At 32.5% G+C, this 19,605-nt stretch carries 17 protein-coding genes, 1 rRNA gene and 1 pseudogene; 12 read left to right on the top strand and 7 right to left on the bottom strand.

Features of this window, described 5'->3' with window-relative positions:
* Positions 1-159 precede the first annotated feature (159 nt).
* Genes EGX70_RS06615 through EGX70_RS06605 form a run of 3 tightly spaced genes read right to left on the bottom strand, consistent with a single transcriptional unit; the run spans position 160 to position 1,803 of the window.
* Positions 160-951, bottom strand: a complete 792-nt coding sequence (locus EGX70_RS06615) for a cell division protein FtsK (RefSeq protein WP_123948026.1) — start codon at positions 949-951, stop codon at positions 160-162.
* Complete coding sequence (locus EGX70_RS06610) at positions 932-1,465, bottom strand: hypothetical protein (protein WP_123948024.1); 534 nt, start codon at positions 1,463-1,465, stop codon at positions 932-934. The genes EGX70_RS06615 and EGX70_RS06610 overlap by 20 nt, the downstream gene beginning before the upstream one ends.
* On the bottom strand, positions 1,465-1,803 hold the full coding sequence (locus EGX70_RS06605; RefSeq protein ID WP_123948022.1) for a hypothetical protein: 339 nt from the start codon (positions 1,801-1,803) through the stop codon (positions 1,465-1,467). The genes EGX70_RS06610 and EGX70_RS06605 overlap by 1 nt, the downstream gene beginning before the upstream one ends.
* 182 nt (positions 1,804-1,985) lie before the next feature.
* On the opposite strand from EGX70_RS06605, the gene EGX70_RS06600 reads away from it, so the two are divergent.
* From EGX70_RS06600 to EGX70_RS06530, 11 genes and pseudogenes are all read left to right on the top strand, one after another.
* Positions 1,986-2,915, top strand: a complete 930-nt coding sequence (locus EGX70_RS06600) for a helix-turn-helix transcriptional regulator (RefSeq protein ID WP_123948020.1) — start codon at positions 1,986-1,988, stop codon at positions 2,913-2,915.
* A gap of 408 nt (positions 2,916-3,323) precedes the next feature.
* Positions 3,324-5,225 (top strand): site-specific DNA-methyltransferase, encoded by a 1,902-nt coding sequence (locus EGX70_RS06590; protein ID WP_000449841.1) that lies wholly within the window; start codon positions 3,324-3,326, stop codon positions 5,223-5,225.
* Entirely contained in the window at positions 5,209-7,917 is a 2,709-nt protein-coding gene (locus EGX70_RS06585; RefSeq protein WP_000624798.1) for a DEAD/DEAH box helicase family protein, read from the top strand. The genes EGX70_RS06590 and EGX70_RS06585 overlap by 17 nt, the downstream gene beginning before the upstream one ends.
* A gap of 603 nt (positions 7,918-8,520) precedes the next feature.
* Entirely contained in the window at positions 8,521-8,811 is a 291-nt protein-coding gene (locus tag EGX70_RS06580) for a WXG100 family type VII secretion target (protein ID WP_000078283.1), read from the top strand.
* Between the two features lie 101 nt (positions 8,812-8,912).
* On the top strand, positions 8,913-9,320 hold the full coding sequence (locus EGX70_RS06575) for a hypothetical protein (RefSeq protein WP_000749954.1): 408 nt from the start codon (positions 8,913-8,915) through the stop codon (positions 9,318-9,320).
* Positions 9,320-9,879 (top strand): annotated as a pseudogene (locus EGX70_RS11305) (hypothetical protein). Before EGX70_RS06575 ends, EGX70_RS11305 begins: the two are co-directional and overlap by 1 nt.
* A complete protein-coding gene (locus EGX70_RS06565) occupies positions 9,852-10,532 on the top strand; it encodes a hypothetical protein (RefSeq protein ID WP_001865565.1) in 681 nt (226 codons plus the stop codon). Before EGX70_RS11305 ends, EGX70_RS06565 begins: the two are co-directional and overlap by 28 nt.
* Positions 10,517-10,903, top strand: coding sequence for a hypothetical protein (locus EGX70_RS06560; protein ID WP_000259069.1), 387 nt, complete (start codon positions 10,517-10,519; stop codon positions 10,901-10,903). The genes EGX70_RS06565 and EGX70_RS06560 overlap by 16 nt, the downstream gene beginning before the upstream one ends.
* 33 nt (positions 10,904-10,936) lie before the next feature.
* Positions 10,937-11,218: a hypothetical protein gene (locus tag EGX70_RS06555; RefSeq protein WP_000052406.1), complete on the top strand. Its 282-nt coding sequence runs from the start codon at positions 10,937-10,939 to the stop codon at positions 11,216-11,218.
* An 842-nt stretch (positions 11,219-12,060) separates the two neighbouring features.
* On the top strand, positions 12,061-12,921 hold the full coding sequence (locus EGX70_RS06535; RefSeq protein WP_000477654.1) for a helix-turn-helix domain-containing protein: 861 nt from the start codon (positions 12,061-12,063) through the stop codon (positions 12,919-12,921).
* 72 nt (positions 12,922-12,993) lie between these two features.
* Positions 12,994-14,175 carry an MFS transporter gene (locus EGX70_RS06530; protein ID WP_001024508.1) on the top strand — a complete coding sequence of 394 codons (1,182 nt, stop codon included), beginning with the start codon at positions 12,994-12,996 and terminating at the stop codon, positions 14,173-14,175.
* Between the two features lie 61 nt (positions 14,176-14,236).
* Here EGX70_RS06530 and EGX70_RS06525 read toward each other — a convergent pair whose 3' ends face one another.
* The 4 genes from EGX70_RS06525 to EGX70_RS06510 are packed head-to-tail and all read right to left on the bottom strand — an operon-like array spanning position 14,237 to position 17,597.
* The gene (locus EGX70_RS06525; RefSeq protein ID WP_000812157.1) at positions 14,237-14,887 is read right to left on the bottom strand and encodes an ABC transporter permease; all 651 of its coding nucleotides are present in this window, start codon (positions 14,885-14,887) and stop codon (positions 14,237-14,239) included.
* Positions 14,888-15,814: an osmoprotectant ABC transporter substrate-binding protein gene (locus EGX70_RS06520; protein WP_000914798.1), complete on the bottom strand. Its 927-nt coding sequence runs from the start codon at positions 15,812-15,814 to the stop codon at positions 14,888-14,890.
* Positions 15,815-15,816: 2 nt separating this feature from the next.
* Positions 15,817-16,452 carry an ABC transporter permease gene (locus EGX70_RS06515; RefSeq protein WP_000247052.1) on the bottom strand — a complete coding sequence of 212 codons (636 nt, stop codon included), beginning with the start codon at positions 16,450-16,452 and terminating at the stop codon, positions 15,817-15,819.
* Positions 16,452-17,597: a betaine/proline/choline family ABC transporter ATP-binding protein gene (locus tag EGX70_RS06510; RefSeq protein WP_000529592.1), complete on the bottom strand. Its 1,146-nt coding sequence runs from the start codon at positions 17,595-17,597 to the stop codon at positions 16,452-16,454. Before EGX70_RS06510 ends, EGX70_RS06515 begins: the two co-directional genes overlap by 1 nt.
* Positions 17,598-18,017: 420 nt before the next feature.
* Between EGX70_RS06510 and EGX70_RS06505 the strand changes: the two genes are divergently transcribed.
* Positions 18,018-19,566 (top strand): 16S ribosomal RNA (locus EGX70_RS06505).
* Positions 19,567-19,605: the final 39 nt, after the last annotated feature.

Genomic DNA, 19,605 nt, shown 5'->3' with positions numbered 1-19,605 from the left:
CCTATATAATAAATAAAGGCAATAGTGCTACGCACTATTGGAAGTCCCTAATTTGTATAGAATCGGCTCTGCCTAAAACCACTCCGTTTTCGTCAACGAGGTTGACGAATTTTTTCTATACAGATAAGGGACTGTTATTGTGCGATAATTATTACTTAATTATTCTTTATAAACCTTAGGAGGATTATTCAATAGATTTTTAAAAATTTGTTTAATATCCATCTTCGAACTATCCATATATGGTGCAATAAATGCTTTAGGCGTTTGCCATCCCTGACCGTCTAGATAAATATATCCTTTTCCAACACCTTTTTCAGCTCTAGGTAATTTTTTAAAAGATTCTCCTAGAGCCATTCTATAGGATTCTTCTTGAACTTTTCCAAATATGACTCTTAGTCCACAATTTTCTCGGATTACTGTATTTAAAACGTCAGCACTCAGCCTTTGTGAAGAAATGATAATGTAAATACCAGATTGTCTACCCTTTAAAATAATTTGTTTGAGGTATTGTTCTGCCTCTTTTCCTAATTTTTTATCTTCTTCGATTAGGGATAGTACCTCATCAAAAAAATTAAAAATTGGACGTAAACCTAATTTTTGTGCATCAAAGCCAAGGGTGCTTGAAGAAATTTGAAAGTATTTTTCATATCTATCATTCATTAATTCAGTTAATTCTCTTAAAACTTTGCATATAGAATTTGGCGTTGTTGCAACGTGTGATTCTCTTTCTGATTCAGGATAGCAATATTTGAGAGAGGAAAAATCACTACGTTTTGGATCAAGGATATAAATATCTGCTCCTATTTCTGCAACACTCAACATTAAATAGTATAGAAAAAATGTTTTTCCACTTGAGCGAGGTCCACTTACTTGTCCCATAGGATCCAGATGCCAAAACCATTTTTTTTCTTTATCTAATTGTATAAAAGGTTCACCATTTTTCACTAACATCGATTCTATTTCCCCCATTGTTTTTAGAAAGAACATATAATGTAAAATTAGGCTTACTATCGTCTACTTCTTCAACGTATAAGTTTAATGCAGTTTCTAAAATTGGTTGAAGTTCATTCATTTTATTAGCAACACTTAAACCATTTGGATGGAACTCTAAAAATAATTTACTATTCTTTTTATAAAAAGGAAAATACGAAGATTTTGATATCTCTCTTACATGCTCATTTTTTGAATAAAAGTTATTATTAAATATTATTTGTTTTAATTTCGATTTCAAAGAGTACTGCTTTTTTAAAAATAAGATTATTGAAAATAATATTGAAACAATTAAAAATACAATTGACCAAAATAAAAAGTTATTAAAGTTATCATTAGCATTTGAACCGTTTAGTATTTTATATATTTGAGTAATTAACGTGTAACTAATTAATGGAATCATTCCAAGTAAGACTGGAATCAAATAAACAAATTTGGAAAGTGGAATAATATGTATTATTGCTTTATGTTTCATTATTCATTTCCTTTAGCAGATTTATTTATTATTGAGACATCTTCAGCAGCAAAAGTAAATTGACTGTTATAAATCCATATTCTTAAATTTTTAAAATTGACTTGCTTGCCTTTTAAATTTGCTAATTCATGTACTGATAAGTTAGGACTAGTATTTCTCACTTTAACTTGAATCAAATCTAGAAAAACTGGTGAATTTTCATCTTGAAGTGAAACCATCAATTTTATTCCATCCTTTTCTGAGGTGTTAAATTTAACGCTATCTTCATATGAAATTGCGATAAATTTATTCCCTAATATTGAAATTGAAGCATCTAAAAATTGTTTTGTTTGTTGCATGGAACAAACCTCCTTGTATGTTATAATAAAGAATAAGAGAATTTTCTTTTGTATCTTTTTAAAAAGATACAAATTAAATAAAAAATTAAAACTTACCTTCACAAGAAGAATTATACAATGTATCACAAATAAAGTCAACATTTTACATAAAAAAAGATACAAAAATTGATTGGATAAAACAAATGGATACTCAAACGAAAATAAGATTAGGTAAAAAAATACATGACTTAAGAAAATTAAATAATTACTCAATGGAAGAGTTTGGAGAAAGAATTGGTGTTTCTAGGGGTGTTGTAAATAACTATGAGAAAGGCAGAGTTGCACCAAGGCCTAAAATCCAGAAAAAAATTCTATCATTGACTGATAAACCAGACCAAGATTTAACTGAGTTTATCTTTGGAACACCAAGAGAATACTTATTTGAAATATTTGAAGGAATAGATTCATTGAGTAATCCTTTTATTAGATCAGGTAGTAGTTATCCAGTTGGAACAGTTAGAGATTATCCAGAAGTTATTAATATACTTTCAAAAATGTTAATAAGTGGAAAATTAATATATGGTAATGATTCAGATATTATACGGAAAGCATATGAATTAGAGCCTAAGTTAGCTAATGATTGGAAATTTGCTGAACTATATAAAAAATATAACTTAGAACCGTTTAAATTTAAGATAGAGGAGAATGAAAATTATAGAGAAATTTTATTACCTTATCTAGACAAACATCTTTCAGCGATAAATGATAGTGATGAATTTGACCTAATATCCTCTACAATTGTAAGTTTAATTAGTATGGACGAATATAATCGCTCAATAAAAAAAGCTCAAGAAATGAATAGATTACTAATTCCAAAATATGGTAAAGAAAATGAAAAAATAGATTTATTAAAATATTTTCCAAAAGATGAGCTAAAAGATAAGTCTAGTTCAAAAAAAGAAGTTTTAGAACATTATTTGGATGATTTTGGTAATAAATTATTTTGGTTTATTAAATCTTTTGACAGTCAATTTGCTTTAAATTTTGAAGAGATTTTTCGATATTATGAAAAAGAAAAATATGATATTGAACAAAAGTATCAGAATATTTTTGATGAACAAAAGGAAAAGTGAAGCATAAAAAAATTTTGTATAGTTTGTTAAAATATTATTTTAATGCTGGGAAGTATCTTGGATTACTTAAAAAGTTCAGAAAAGATAAAATAATTCATTTTAAATATACAGAGCAAGGATTAAGGGCTTTTAGGTACAATTATAAGAATAGGCAGTTACTATTAATCAGTTTAATAATGGTTCATCAATTATATTATGATTTGTTTGCATGGAAAATAGAAAAATTAAAATTACCAAGTAATCATAAAGTAATAGAATTATAGTCGAAACATGATGTATATAAAGAAAGTATTGATTGAAGAAGAACTATTATTTGACAAATGCGAGTGGGGAATAAATGTCAAGTGAATTATTATCTGGTAAGCATAGACAATACTATAAATTGAAACATAAAATAGGAGTGAATGTATGGAAACGCAAATTCTGAATAGTTTACATTCTGTATTGAAACAATTTGGTAATAAATATTATACAGGAAGTTATTTAAATAAATCTAAAGTAATTGAGGATATTGACAAATATGATGAAGAATTAATTTTAGCAATGTTGAATGCGCCTTTAATTAAAAAGCATTACTTTAAAAAAATCGATGAATACACGATATTTGAAACCAATAAATTGATTGAGACATTCGAAATGAATGACTATTGGATGGATTCACTTACAAAATATACTAAGAGAATAGGATTAACTTCTAATGGGAAGTTTTTAGATGAATCATCCGATATAGTGCTTGATTTTCCATATAAGGACACAGTTCTAAAGGCAGGAATGACAAAGGAAGATATTGAAAAAGATGATTTGAAGCCTGATGAGCCTTTTTATAACGAGGTAATTGCTTCCGAAGAAATTGACATCATGTTAGATAAAAAAATTTTAATTAATGCAAAAAGGTATGATGTAGAGGGAGAACATGAAATTACTAATTTTGATGATAAGGATAATTTAATCATTAAAGGAAATAATTTATTAGCATTACATACTTTGAAGGATAAGTATGCTGGAAAAGTAAAGTTGATTTATATTGATCCACCATATAACACTGGAAATGATTCATTTATGTATAATGATAGATTTAACCATTCAACATGGTTGAATTTTATTTATAATAGATTATCTATAGCTAATGAGTTATTAAGTGAAGTGGGATCAATTTGGTTAAATATTGATGATGATGAGTCACACTATTTAAAAGTCCTCTGCGATGAATTATTTGGTAGAGAGAACTTTATAGGAAATATCATATGGGAAAAGAAATTTTCCCCTCAAAATGATGCGACTTTCTTTTCTGATATGCACGATCATATACTTGTATATTGTAAAAATATAGATAAATTCAAAATAAACTTGTTGGCGAGAACTGAAAAAATGAATGAAAGATATAAAAATCCGGATAATGATCCGAGAGGTCCATGGTCATCTTCAGATTTAACAGTTCGGACTTATTCAAAAGAATACGATTATCCTATTGAAACACCGTCAGGAAAAATAATAAATCCACCCAAAGGTAGATGTTGGAGAACTTCAAAAGAAAATTTAAGTAAATTAATATCACAAAATAGAATTTGGTTTGGAGAATCAGGAGATAACGTTCCTAGGCTAAAGAGATTTTTAACTGATGTAAAACAAGGACTAACTCCTGGAACTATTTGGAAACATCAAGAAGTTTCACACAATCAAGAAGCTAGAAAAGAGATTTCTAGATTATTTGAAGATACTGAGTATGATTTTTCCACACCTAAACCAGAAAAGTTACTTCAAAGAATTATTCATATAGGCTCCAATGAAGGAGATTTAGTTCTCGACTTTTTCATGGGTTCAGCAACCACCCAAGCTGTCGCTATGAAGATGAATCGTCGATTTATTGGAATTGAACAAATGGACTATATTAATACCGTATCTGTACCCCGCCTTCAAAAAGTTATTGAAGGAGAGCAAGGGGGTATTTCTAAAGCTGTTGATTGGCATGGGGGCGGTTCATTTATTTATACCGAATTAATGGAGAAGAGTCAAGGTTATATAAATCAAATATATAAAGCAATTGATAGCGAAAGCTTATTCAAGATTTATAATCTAATGCTAAAGAATGTAGATATAAATTTCAAAGTAGATTTACAAGAATTAGAGGATATTCTAGAGAAAGAACCATTATTAGATGAACAGAAAAAATTGTTATTGAAAGTAATTGATAAGAATCAACTCTATTATAATTATTCTGAAATTGATGATGTGAATGTCCGTGATTTAATTTCAGATACTGATTACTCATTTAATCAGTCATTCTATAAGGAGGATGATTTCATTGGTTAAGAAATCAAGTTTACCTCTATTAGATGCATTGATGGCATATGATGGAACTTTAGAAGAACGAACGATAAATTATCAAACCCCACAGTATATATATGATAATATGAAACATCATTTTAGATATTATCAAGATAAGGCACTACATTATTTTCACTTTTCATTAAATTATAATGAGTTTAAATACTTGCAATCAAATCATGTTCTATTCAACATGGCAACAGGATCTGGGAAAACTGATCTAATGGCAGGTATAATCTTATATTTGTTTAAAGAGAAGGGGTATCAAAGATTTCTATTTACGGTAAATACAAACTCAGTCCTACAAAAAACCATTGATAATTTAACGGATATTAGCTCCATAAAAAATTTATTCAACCATCCCATTGAAATTGAAAGCAATCGAATTCGTATTGAACAAGTAAAACAGTTTCCAAAGATATCTAAAGAAAATGTTATTTACATAAAGTTAGATACAATTCAAGGTATTGCAAGTGATTTATTTACTGAAAAAGAAAATACTATGGGATTGACAGAATATAAGGAAAATAAAACGGTTATTTTAGCGGATGAAGCCCATCATTATTCAGCTAGTACAAAGAAAGAAAAAGATGATGAACGTTCTTGGGAAAGAACGATTGAGTTGATACTGGAATCAAATGTTGAGAATCGATTATTAGAGTTTACGGCAACTATTGATTTAGAGAACAAACACGTCTATGAGAAATATAAAGATAAAATAATATTTCGTTATTCGCTGGACAAGTATATACTTGATGGATATTCAAAGAACATTCGAAGGATTCAATCCAGCAACAAAGATATAGATAATATGATGGATGTTATTTTGTTAAGCGAGTATAGAAGGTTGTATGCTAAACAAATGTATAATGTTGAAATTAAGCCGGTTATATTATTTAAATCTCCGAAAATAATTGATTCTAATCAAGCCGAAAGTAAATTTTTAAATCTAATTGAAAACCTAAATCCACAACAAATAGAGTCGTTTATTAGATTGAGATTTAATGAAAAGTCAGAAGAACAGAGTGAAACTCTGTATAGAACATATAGTTACTATTTGAACAACGTTAATAACTTACCTGAAATTGTTAGAGAAATGAAACGTCAATTTTCTAATAACCGAATCATTAATGCCAATGATACTGATCGTGGGAACATGTTAGAGAAAGGTTATTATGAAGTATTAAATACATTAGAAAATCCTTCAAACTTATACAGAGTCGTTTTTGCTGTCGCGAAATTAACTGAAGGATGGGATGTGCTAAACCTTTATGATATTGTACGTATTTCTGATACTGATAATGCTAAGGGGAATAAAGTATCAACCATGGCAGAAGCACAACTTATAGGGCGTGGAGCTAGATATAATCCTTTTAGATTGAATGGTGAAATTTCACATAAAAGACGTTTCGAAGCTGGCGGTGCTGATAGTTTATTACTTGAAACATTGCACTACCATACTATTAATGAACCACAATATCTAAAAAATCTGGTGGAGTCATTGAATGAAATGAATTTACCAACTGGGGAAGATAAGAAAAATCCTTTGATTGACGTTAAAGTAAAGACTTCATTCAAGAAAACAGATATTTGGAAGAGTGGATTGATATTTTATAATGAACGGGTTATAGTATCTGATGATCATTATGACAATTTATCAAAATATGGTGTAGACAATCGTTCAGATATTATTGTTAATTGGCAATTTAATACAAAGGAATATAATTACGACTCTAATAAGGTTCAAGATGATTTTTCTGATACATTCCAAAAAGTAATTCAATTAGATTCAAGATTAGTTATGAAAGCCTTTAATCGAAATTCATTTTATCATTTTGATCATTTAAAAAAGTATATACCAGTATTAAAATCGAGAAAAGAATTCTTGAATGAATCATGGTTAAACTTAAATAATAGAACCATCTATGCTGTAATACCTAAAAGTATGGGAAGCAAAGACCTTAGTCCAGAATCGAAACTAGAGATATTTGAGATTTATTTAAGGCAGGTGGAGCAACAAATCAGGCATGGTTATCGTAAAGAAATTGGAACCAATAAATTTATAGGATATCCAATACGAGAATATATAAGTGATTATAAGAAACGTCAACCGAATTATGATACTGGACGGATGAATTTATTTGGTATGAAAGTTTTTCAGTATGTAAGTAGACAAGATTATATTAATGAAGATTTCTTCGTATATGATTCAGCATTTATAAATCAAACAGAGCAACAATTGGTAGCTCGAATCAAAGAACGAATTGCAGTACTAACTGAAAAGTATAGTGAAGTATATTTAGTACGTATGGATGAAAATATGCATCGTGAGTCTGTAAAAAGCGACAAATTGAAGTTGCATCAATTTGATAGAGATACCAACGATATTCATTTCGAAGCATTTCAACCTGATTTTATCTTATTACTTGCCAACTCAGATTATTATTTACAGATATTTATCGAACCAAAAGGTATCAAACTTTTAGAGAGTGAGCAGTGGAAAGAAGATTTATTAATGTATATTAACGATCATGAATCCGATTTAGTGTTCGAGGAAGAAGTAGATGGCGTGAAGATTAAAGGATTGAAGTTCTATACTATCAATGATGGACGAGGAGCTATTGAGCAATTAGGTGAGATAGCATTAGGTGAAAAGTTTAGTGGTTTGAGTCTTTAAATTTAATGTGAAAGTCAAATTGATTAGAAGAAAAGAAATATTTACGAGAATATTATCACCTACCACTTCTTTTAAGTGGACTTTAAAGAGTCAAGCTAAAATACTTGAATTAAGGGGAGTTATACAGATTCTTTCAGATAAAGTTTCAAAATCAATAATAATTGAATTTAAATAGTAGTGTGAACATTTCGGTAAATTGCTAGCTCTATTTAAATAACTTAGTGAAATATTCACACCATTCAACTGAATCTAGTTGAAACTTATTAAAATTTATATTAACTAAAATTCTAAAAAACATCGGTGTTAAGGAGTTTGGCAATTTATTCAAACTAATACTTTTCAAACCAGGTCTTAAGAAAGCTCGTAAAGCTTCACAATTCTCAAAATGTTAATCAGTACGATTATATCAACGTTTCAAAGCACTTTGCAAGTCTTGCAAGGTGTTTTTTAAAACCTTTTGATAACCCTTTCTGTTTTGAAAGTAAGGTAAATGTAATATAAATCGCTGTTTGTATTTTTAATAGATTAACCTATTATGAGTTTTATCTGTGTAAGGAACATCTAAATATGCTATACTGCAGTTAAAAAAATAGGGAGCAAATGATGTCACAAATTAAACTAACACCTGAAGAACTCCGTATTTCAGCACAAAAATATACAACAGGATCACAATCAATTACAGATGTGTTAACAGTTTTGACTCAAGAACAAGCTGTTATTGATGAAAATTGGGATGGTACAGCATTTGATAGCTTTGAAGCCCAATTCAATGAATTATCTCCAAAAATCACACAATTTGCACAATTATTAGAAGATATAAATCAACAATTATTGAAAGTTGCGGATGTTGTCGAACAAACAGACTCAGATATTGCCTCACAAATTAATAAATAATTGGCTTATTCAAATTCATAAGTTTAACTTAGGAAGGCATAAGCTCTCCTAAGTTGATATATTATAGCTAGATGATGTAATTGTTTCATAAAGGAGTAAAAATGAAAAAGAGTACCCAAATAATACTACTAATAGTTGCATTATTCATACTTGTTTTTAGCGGAGGATTTTATATGAAAGAACAACAAAGAAAAGAAGAACTAAAACGGAATCGAGAATATGAAGTTAGTCTAGTCAAAGCATTGAAAAATTCCTATGAGAATATAGAAGAAATAAAAATCACACATCCTGTTTCAACTGAAATTCCTGGAGATTGGCATTGTACTGTAAAGATTTCATTTAATGATAAAAAATCTATTGTTTATAATATTACACATAATTTGGAATCGAAAAAAAATTATAGCGGAAAATTTAATGAAAAAAATATGAATTTTTTTGATTCAAGAATTGGTAAAACAAAAAAAACTATAAAAATTATTTTTTCAGATGGTCAGGAGAAGATACAATAATGGTATTTACATATACCGAGAAAGAACTTCGTGAATTCAATATTGGAGATAATGTATATTCAGTTAACCCCGATTATGCAGAAAAAAATCATTCAACTGTCATAACGGATTTACCCCAGAAAGATAACGAAACAAATATTATTACAACAGAAGATAGAAAAAATTTAAGGTATTAAAAACTTCTCCTGACGATATGTCTGGCTATCAGGGTATGGCAGTTGCACCAATTATCAAGGGTAAAGTAGATTATAACAGTGTTGCAGTTATATCCGCCGCAACGGATTCAAGTAATTATAAAGATTTAATTGGCGCAGTTTCATCTGCTCAACCACATCAAAGTTCGACTCAGTTAAAATCAGCTGATAAATTTTTAAAAGACGTACAGTCACATGACAAATGGACTGTGACTCAGCTTTCAGGCTATTCTCAATCTGCATATATGTTAAAATTAGGTGCTCAATATCATATCCCGACTACAGTATTTAATGGATGGTTTAGGTATAGCACTTTAAATGAAGATGAAAAAAATTCATGGCTAAGCATCCTGAATATTTTGTGAATTTTCGACATAAAGAGGATAATGTAACTTGGTGGAACGATTTTAATAAACTAGATGATAAAGATTATGGTACCGTGAAATGGGTAAATGGTAAAAGTCATAAAATAGAGAGTTGGAAATTTACTGATGATGGTAAGTTAAAAGATGAAAAAGGTAACATCGTAAATCCTAAGTCACCAGCTGTTCAGTCTGTTCTTTATGAAGAAGTTCATTTTCAAAAAGCTAAAGCTAAATTAAAAAAATCTGGAGGCAAACTTAGTCATAGTGAAAAAGTATATTTAGATTCTGAACAGGCTATATTTATTGCTAACGGTTTAACCACGGCATCTCAAACAGCTTCTGATGATATCAAGAAGAATGCTGAATTAGTTAAAGAAAAAGCATCAGAACTATTTGCAAAAACTAAAGTGATGCCTCCTGGTATAACAGATTTAAGTCCGGAAGAATTAGCTGATACATATAGTGAGGGCGGAGTTAGAGAGGACACCATAGTAACACCAATTGAAACTTTCTTTGATGAAAAAGTTACTAATGCACAAGAGATTACAACTTCATATATTAATCTTCAAAAACAAATTGAATCTGGTGTCCAAAAATTGCTAGAAGAGGACTCCAAATTAGCAGGAGAATTTAAGGAATGGTCACAGTACTAGATCAAAATGAAAACAAAATTAATAGTCTAAAAATAAACCTAGGGAAATTGGAAGATAATTATCATCGCGAAAATATGGAGATAGAAGATAAATTATATAGCCTTGAGGATAAAAAGAACGAGTTAGAGACTTATTTACAAGAAGTCTATGAAGAGACAAGTCACCTTTTGAGACAAAATGATTCAGATGGTTCGACTTTTATGAGTTTAAATCGAATAATTGAAAGTTATCAAATGGAATTAATTGATGAATATGAAAACTATAAACAGACTATCATTGTCCAAGAGGAAAATAGTCGGACACAGTTTCTAAAAGACCGAGTAAAATTAGAAAATGACATTTCTAGTTTAGAAGGAAGAAAATACTACTAATTCAGATGGACTATAAAGTGAAAGAGGCAATAAATGAGTTTAATAGGCGCTGTATTGAAAGGAACCAAAGAAGACAAAGAATTCAAAAAGCAAATTCAAAGAGCTTTAGTAAGGATTGTCTATGCCCCTGAAATAGTAGAAGAAGCTGATTCTATTAAGATGACTTATAGTGACAAGATTGATAATGTTTCTGAGACGGCCAAATCATCAATTAAAACGATAGCAAATCAAATAGATTCAGGACTTGTAGGACAATTTGGGGAAAAAGTAAAGGCACAGGTAGATTTAAATAAAGGTAGTTATGATGATTTATAATCGAGTGAAAATGTTGAGGAAGCTTACTATCCTGATAGTTATTATAGATATGAAAATAATCAAGTTGGATTAGAAGACATAACATTTTACATGAAGGATAACAAAGTTTATTATTTACATTTTGGTAAAGCAATAGATAAAAATGAAGCTAAAAATGATAAGTATCTCAATCAAATTATAAATAATTAATTTCTTTATTTTATAAGCCCCGAAAACAAATTTTTTGATAACCTTTTGATAACCCCTCCGCGAACATATTGTAATACATAGTGCACTTTTGGGATATAAATTGTTGATTTTTAGCTAGTTTATACCATATAACACCATATATTACAGTTGTCAGAGAAAACCAGGTTTAAAAAAAGCCCGTAAAGCATCACAATCCTCAAAACGTTAATATATACCTATATATCAGCGATTGGAAGCACTTCATGGTTCACACCATGGGGTGTTTTTTGTGTAATATTCAAAAATTGTCCTAAAGTCATTTTTAAAACTTCTAAATACTTGAGAAACCATTGTAAATTTAAATAACTACTTTAAATAGCACAAAGGCAATGACAAAGTTAGATGAGATGATTCTATTTTAATTTATAATTGAAAAAAAGAGTATATGATGGAGGAATTTTGTATGGTAAGTACTCAATATATGAAAGTAACCTTACGAGAAAAATTCCCAGATAAATTAACATATGTTGATTTAGAAGAACTTGTGATATGATATTACAAATAAAAGAAAATGACTATATATCAGCTCATATATTGGTTAAAGTTGGTAAATATAAATTATTGAAATTACCTCATAAGTTTACCAATGAGATTACGGTTAGAAAGGAATACTAATGTTTAAATATGTCCCTATTTTTAGGGAATTTCGACTTAATCGACAGTTTTCTCTTAAACAGGTTGCTTCAAATGAACTTTCTGTTTCTCAGTTATCACGATTTGAGAGGGGTGAATCAGATTTATCATTAACAAAATTTTTAGGGGCTTTAGAGGCAATTGATTTATCAATTAGCGAATTTATGGATAGAGTAAATAAATATCAAAAATCTGATCAGATATCTTTAATGTCTCAGATGGCTCAATATCATTATCAAAGAGACGTAGCTGGGTTAGAAAAGATGATTTCTGTGGAAGAAGGTAAACTAAAAAAGGATAGTTCAGATATACGTTGTCGTTTAAACATAGTTCTTTTTAGAGGAATGATATGTGAATGTGACTCCTCAAGAAAAATGTCGGAAGAAGACCTTTGCTTTTTGTCGGATTACCTCTTTCAAAAGGATAGTTGGGAAATTAGTGACTATATTTTGATTGGAAATCTTTACCGGTATTACAACACAAGGCATATTTGCCAACTTGTTAAAGAGGTTATCAATCAAAAGGAATATTATCGAGATATTTATACAAACCGCAATGTTGTCGAAGCAACCCTCCTAAATGTGGTAGAGACACTAATAGAACGGCGCGCTCTAGAAGAAGCAACGTTTTTTCTAGAGAAAGTTGAAGCACTTTTAAATAATGAGCGGAATGCTTATCACCGTATTATTTTACTCTATGAAAAAGGATTTCTTGCCTATGCTAAAGGGGATAGTCGAGGAATACAAAGCATGAAGCAAGCTATTTTTTGCTTCCAAGCAATTGGTTCTAAACATCATGTTGAAAATTTTCAGGAACACTTTAATAGGGTAACAAGATTATAAAAAATCCCATTTATGGGATTTTTTAATATTTCTCCTTTTGGTTTGCTATAATGTCGAACTAAGGAGGGAATTATGAATATTAATGGTATAAAATTACTATCTAGTCGAGCAGTCAGTAAACTTGGTGATGTGTTTTATGATTATGGAAATAGTACTTGGATTGCTTCGATGGGTGGTCTAGGACAAAAGATTTTAGGTATTTATCAGATAGTAGAGTTGTTGGTTTCTATTGTCCTCAACCCTTTTGGAGGCGCCTTAGCTGATCGCTTTCAACGAAGAAAAATTTTACTAATAACAGATGCTATCTGTGCTATCATGTGTTTCTTACTTTCTTTTATTGGAGATGATAAAGTAATGGTGTATGGTCTAATAGTTGCTAATGCTATCTTAGCGGTTTCCAATGCTTTTTCTTCTCCGGCTTATAAATCTTATATTCCTGAAATAGTAGATAAAGCTGATATCATTACCTATAATGCTAATCTGGAAACCATTGTGCAAATTATTAGTGTAAGTTCCCCTGTTTTAGGTTTCCTTATTTTTAATAATTTTGGTATTAGGATTACTTTAATTGTTGATGCGATTACTTTTTTGATCTCTTTCCTGTTTCTTTATGCTATTAAAGTGGAAAGGGTACAGCTTTCAAAACAAGAAAAGGTAGCGATAAAAAATATTTTAGCTGATATTGCAGATGGATTTACTTACATCAAAAAAGAAAAAGAAATTATGTTTTTTCTAATTATTGCTGCTTTATTAAACACTTTCCTAGCAATGTTCAATTATCTTTTACCTTTTACTAACTCCCTATTAAAAACTTCAGGTGCTTATGCAACAATACTTAGTATATCAGCTATCGGATCAATTATTGGAGCGCTTATTGCTAGAAAAATTAAATCTAGTATTAATTCTATGCTATCTATGCTAGTATTCAGTAGTTTGGGAGTCATAGTTATGGGATTCCCATCTCTATTTGAATTACCGATATGGATACCTTACAGTGGTAGTTTTCTTTTTAATAGTCTTCTGACAATGTTTAATATTCATTTTTTCAGTCAGGTACAAATCAGGGTCGATGAAGCGTATATGGGGCGTGTGATGTCGACTATATTTACTATTGCTATTATGTTTATGCCTATAGGAACACTATTTATGACTATCTTTTCATTTGCCTTATCAAATGTTAGCTTTATTGTTATAGGATGTGCCATTGCTATATTGGGAGGATTAGGATTTAGCTATAGTAAAAAACAATTTTAGAACTTAAGAAATTATTCTGAAACATCAAAAAAACTTGTCTCTACTGACAAGTTTTTAATAGTTATTTTCTTGGTTCAAGCATGCGTTGGATACCGCCTAGGATTAAATCAGAGAAAATTGCCATAAGGGCTGTTGGAAGAGATCCTGCTAAGATAATAGCACCACCATTTGTTGCATTAGTTCCTCTTATGATGATATCTCCAAGTCCGCCTCCCCCGACGAAAGCACCAATGGCTGTAATACCAATTGCTACAACAAGGGCATTTCTAAGTCCAGCCATGATAACGGAAATAGATAGTGGTAACTCAACCATAAATAAACGTTGACGCTTAGTCATGCCCATTCCTTTAGCAGCATCTAGTAAGTCGGAGTCAACATTTCTAATACCAGTGTAAGTATTTGTGATGATTGGCAGAAGAGAATAAAGAAAGACAGTTGCAACTACTGTTTTAATACCTAGCCCTAGACCTAACATAATGATAGAGATCATAGCTAAAGAAGGAATGGTTTGGATGACATTTGCGATTCCCATAACAAAGGTTTTAATTTTACCACGTCTAGCGATGAAGATACCTAGAGGGATACCAACAATTGCAGCTAAAATAACGCCGTAAACTGAAATTAAAAAGTGGTGGATAAATTGTTCTAAGATATAACTACCATTATGTTGGAAGTAGTAGATAAATTGTTGGAAAGTATTCATTTGTTTCATTTATTTATCTCCTCTAAAATAATGGTTTTTTTCTAAAAATTGTTTGGCAACAACTGAAGGTTCTAAAAGTTTATCATCTACCATATAATTAAGGTTTTGCATCGTTTTTAAATTGATTTTACCATCGAGTCGATGGAGTAATTTTTTTAGTTTAGGATCTTTTTTGATGATAGAATTGTTGACAACCATAGAGGCTTCATAAGGAGGAAAGAATTTTTTATCATCCCTTAAAATTTCTAAATCATAGCTCGAAATACGACCGTCAGTGGAGTAGCCTAATACAGATTGCATTTTGTTACTTTCAACCGCATCATAGACTAAGCCAATTTGCATAGGGTAAATATGTGAAAATTCAAAACCGTATGTTTTAGCGAAATCAGTGTATCCATCTCCCTCGCGATTCATCCATGAACTATCAACCCCTGCCTTCATAGTTGTTGATAATTTTTTAAGATCAGAGATCTTAGTGATTTTATTCTGTCTGGCAAACTCTTTAGTAACCATGAATGCATAAGTATCAGAAAAACCATAAGTAGGATACCAAGTTTGATTGTAGCGTTTTTGGAATTCAGTTTTTACAATCTTAGAAGCTTCTTTAGGGTCTTTAACAGCTTTTAAACCAAGAGTCCCTGTGATGTCTGTTCCTGTATAACGTGTGGCAGCAATGTCAGCATCACCACGGAGCAAAGCTTGGTGAGTAACCGTAGAGGAACCAAGATTGCTTATTAAAGTTGTGTTGTATCCTAATTCGTGATGAATTAATTCGGTGATAATATTTGCCATAATACTAGACTCTGTAGAACTTTGGGCAGCAACCTTAATTGTGGTATGACCAGACTTTTTAGTATCGGTTAATTGACAACCAGAAATCGTTAAGAGGGCTAAGCAAAGTGTAAATATCTGTAAAAAGTGCGATTTTTTAAGCATATCTAAGCCTCCCTTCTTGTTGTTCTGGGCGTTAGAGCTGTTTCCAGTAATCCTAAAAGATAATCTATAATAAGTGACAGGATAATAACAGGAATTGTGCCCCCTAGAATTAATTTGGACTGAAAAAGATTTAACCCGCTAAAAATGAGATCACCAAGTCCACCTGCACCTATATAAGAAGCCAATGTAGCCCAAGAAATAACATAAATAGTAGACAAGCGAATACCAGCCATAATAATTGGAGTAGCTAAAGGTAACTCAACTTGAAATATAGATTGAATAGGTTTCATTCCCATCCCTTTAGCACAATCTTTAAGTGTTGGATTGACATTATTCATACCTATATAAGTATTCCTTAGTATAGGAAGCAAGGAATAAATAAATAAAGCAACGATAGCTGGGATTTTTCCAATTCCAAACAATGGAATCATTAAAGCTAATAAGGCTAAACTTGGTATAGTTTGTAACATGCTAGCTATAGCAATGATAATTTTGGCTACTTTGGGAAAACGTGTTAAGACCACACCCAATGGAACAGCAATTGCAATCCCAAGTGCTATAGCAAAGAATGAGATATAGACTTGTTCCCATGTTTTTACTAATATTTGCATGCCATACTGTGATAAGAAATTGACCATTATTGATCCTCCGTTTCAGTATCGCCCCAAATAATATCGTATAACATATCAACTAGGGATGCACGAGTAACAATGCCCTTTAAGTTATTCTCATGGTCAACAACTGGAGCGTATTTTAAACCAAGTTTTAAAATACGCTCAGCAGTATTTCTAAGTAAGTCGTCTTCCATAACATAAAAATCAGTATGTTTTAAGATATCAGAAACAAGTCGATCTTTCTTATATTTACTGCTCAGAGATTCTAAGTCAATAAAACCAATTAATTTACCGTTATCGGTTACTAGAAGTGAGTCAACGCGTTTTTGGCGCATTAGTGTAATAGCTTCAGTTAGTGTTTTTTCAGCAGTTATTGAAACAGGATTATTTAACATTATCTGTTTAACAGGAGTAATATCAGCCTGCGCATGAAGGAGACGCTCTTCTCCAATCATTTGTTCAACGAAACTAGTAGCAGGATGATGTAAGAGATCATTGGGTGTCCCTTCTTGGACCATTTTACCATTGTCCATAACAATAATTTTTGTTGCTAACTTGAGGGCTTCATCCATATCATGAGTAACTAAGATGATAGTTTTCCCCATTTCTTCCTGAAGAGACTTGACTAAGTCTTGAATACCTTCTCTAGTAATAGGATCCAGAGCTCCAAAAGGCTCATCCATTAAAATAATATCTTGGTCTGCTGCAAGAGCGCGAATGACACCGATACGTTGTTGCTGACCGCCAGACAACTCACTAGGGTAGCGATCCAAATATTCTTCGGGTAATTCAACTAATTTAATAAGTTCCCTTGCTTTAGCTCTTTTAGCTTCTTCTGACCATTTCAATAATTTTGGTACAAGAACTATATTTTCGTAAATGGTCATATGAGGCATTAAACCAATGTTTTGGATAACATATCCAATTCTGCGTCTTAATTCAATGGGGTTAATAGTAGAAATATCTTTTCCCTTAAATAATAGAGTACCATTTGTTGGTTTTAACATATGGTTAACCATACGCATTAATGTTGTTTTACCTGATCCACTCGTACCGATGAAACAAACAAAATCACCAGGGTAAATTTTAAGGTTAATGTCTTCAACCGCAACATTTTCCCCATACACTTTATTGATATTTTGATATTCGATGATAGGTTCTTGGCCCATATTATTCTCCTCTACAAACTATATTATAGTAATAATATCAAAACTTTGGCAACATGTCTGAAATTTGTTTTAAAATTTAATGATTTTAAAAAGAATCGTTAAGCTTGAGCCTGATCTACATTTTCAGAAAATGTAGAAAAAGTATGAAAAAAGAGTTGACAAAGTAAGAGATGATGTAGTAAACTAAATAAGTTGTCTCGAGAGAGCAGTTTCTATTAGCGCGTAGTTAACAACTTAAAAAAAGTAGTTGACAAAGCAGAATAAGTTTGCTAGAATATAGAAGTTGTCTCAAGAGAGGCAAAGACCTTTGAAAACTGAACAAGACGAACGAATGTGCAGGGTGGATTTACATTGTAAATCCGTCAATAACAAAAAAACAATAAATCTGTCAGCGAGACAGAAAAGAGCAAAGCTCAAACTTTTAATGAGAGTTTGATCCTGGCTCAGGACGAACGCTGGCGGCGTGCCTAATACATGCAAGTAGAACGCTGAGGTTTGGTGTTTACACTAGACTGATGAGTTGCGAACGGGTGAGTAACGCGTAGGTAACCTGCCTCATAGCGGGGGATAACTATTGGAAACGATAGCTAATACCGCATAAGAGTAATTAACACATGTTAGTTATTTAAAAGGAGCAATTGCTTCACTGTGAGATGGACCTGCGTTGTATTAGCTAGTTGGTGAGGTAAAGGCTCACCAAGGCGACGATACATAGCCGACCTGAGAGGGTGATCGGCCACACTGGGACTGAGACACGGCCCAGACTCCTACGGGAGGCAGCAGTAGGGAATCTTCGGCAATGGACGGAAGTCTGACCGAGCAACGCCGCGTGAGTGAAGAAGGTTTTCGGATCGTAAAGCTCTGTTGTTAGAGAAGAACGTTGGTAGGAGTGGAAAATCTACCAAGTGACGGTAACTAACCAGAAAGGGACGGCTAACTACGTGCCAGCAGCCGCGGTAATACGTAGGTCCCGAGCGTTGTCCGGATTTATTGGGCGTAAAGCGAGCGCAGGCGGTTCTTTAAGTCTGAAGTTAAAGGCAGTGGCTTAACCATTGTACGCTTTGGAAACTGGAGGACTTGAGTGCAGAAGGGGAGAGTGGAATTCCATGTGTAGCGGTGAAATGCGTAGATATATGGAGGAACACCGGTGGCGAAAGCGGCTCTCTGGTCTGTAACTGACGCTGAGGCTCGAAAGCGTGGGGAGCAAACAGGATTAGATACCCTGGTAGTCCACGCCGTAAACGATGAGTGCTAGGTGTTAGGCCCTTTCCGGGGCTTAGTGCCGCAGCTAACGCATTAAGCACTCCGCCTGGGGAGTACGACCGCAAGGTTGAAACTCAAAGGAATTGACGGGGGCCCGCACAAGCGGTGGAGCATGTGGTTTAATTCGAAGCAACGCGAAGAACCTTACCAGGTCTTGACATCCTTCTGACCGGCCTAGAGATAGGCTTTCTCTTCGGAGCAGAAGTGACAGGTGGTGCATGGTTGTCGTCAGCTCGTGTCGTGAGATGTTGGGTTAAGTCCCGCAACGAGCGCAACCCCTATTGTTAGTTGCCATCATTAAGTTGGGCACTCTAGCGAGACTGCCGGTAATAAACCGGAGGAAGGTGGGGATGACGTCAAATCATCATGCCCCTTATGACCTGGGCTACACACGTGCTACAATGGTTGGTACAACGAGTCGCAAGCCGGTGACGGCAAGCTAATCTCTTAAAGCCAATCTCAGTTCGGATTGTAGGCTGCAACTCGCCTACATGAAGTCGGAATCGCTAGTAATCGCGGATCAGCACGCCGCGGTGAATACGTTCCCGGGCCTTGTACACACCGCCCGTCACACCACGAGAGTTTGTAACACCCGAAGTCGGTGAGGTAACCTTTTAGGAGCCAGCCGCCTAAGGTGGGATAGATGATTGGGGTGAAGTCGTAACAAGGTAGCCGTATCGGAAGGTGCGGCTGGATCACCTCCTTTCTAAGGATAAGGAAACCTGCCATTTGCGTCTTGTTTAGT

Source organism: Streptococcus sp. FDAARGOS_522, assembly GCF_003812445.1.
GTDB classification, from domain to species: domain Bacteria; phylum Bacillota; class Bacilli; order Lactobacillales; family Streptococcaceae; genus Streptococcus; species Streptococcus agalactiae.
The sequence above is the reverse complement of the archived record's forward strand: the minus strand, read 5'-3'. Positions and strand labels throughout refer to the sequence as shown.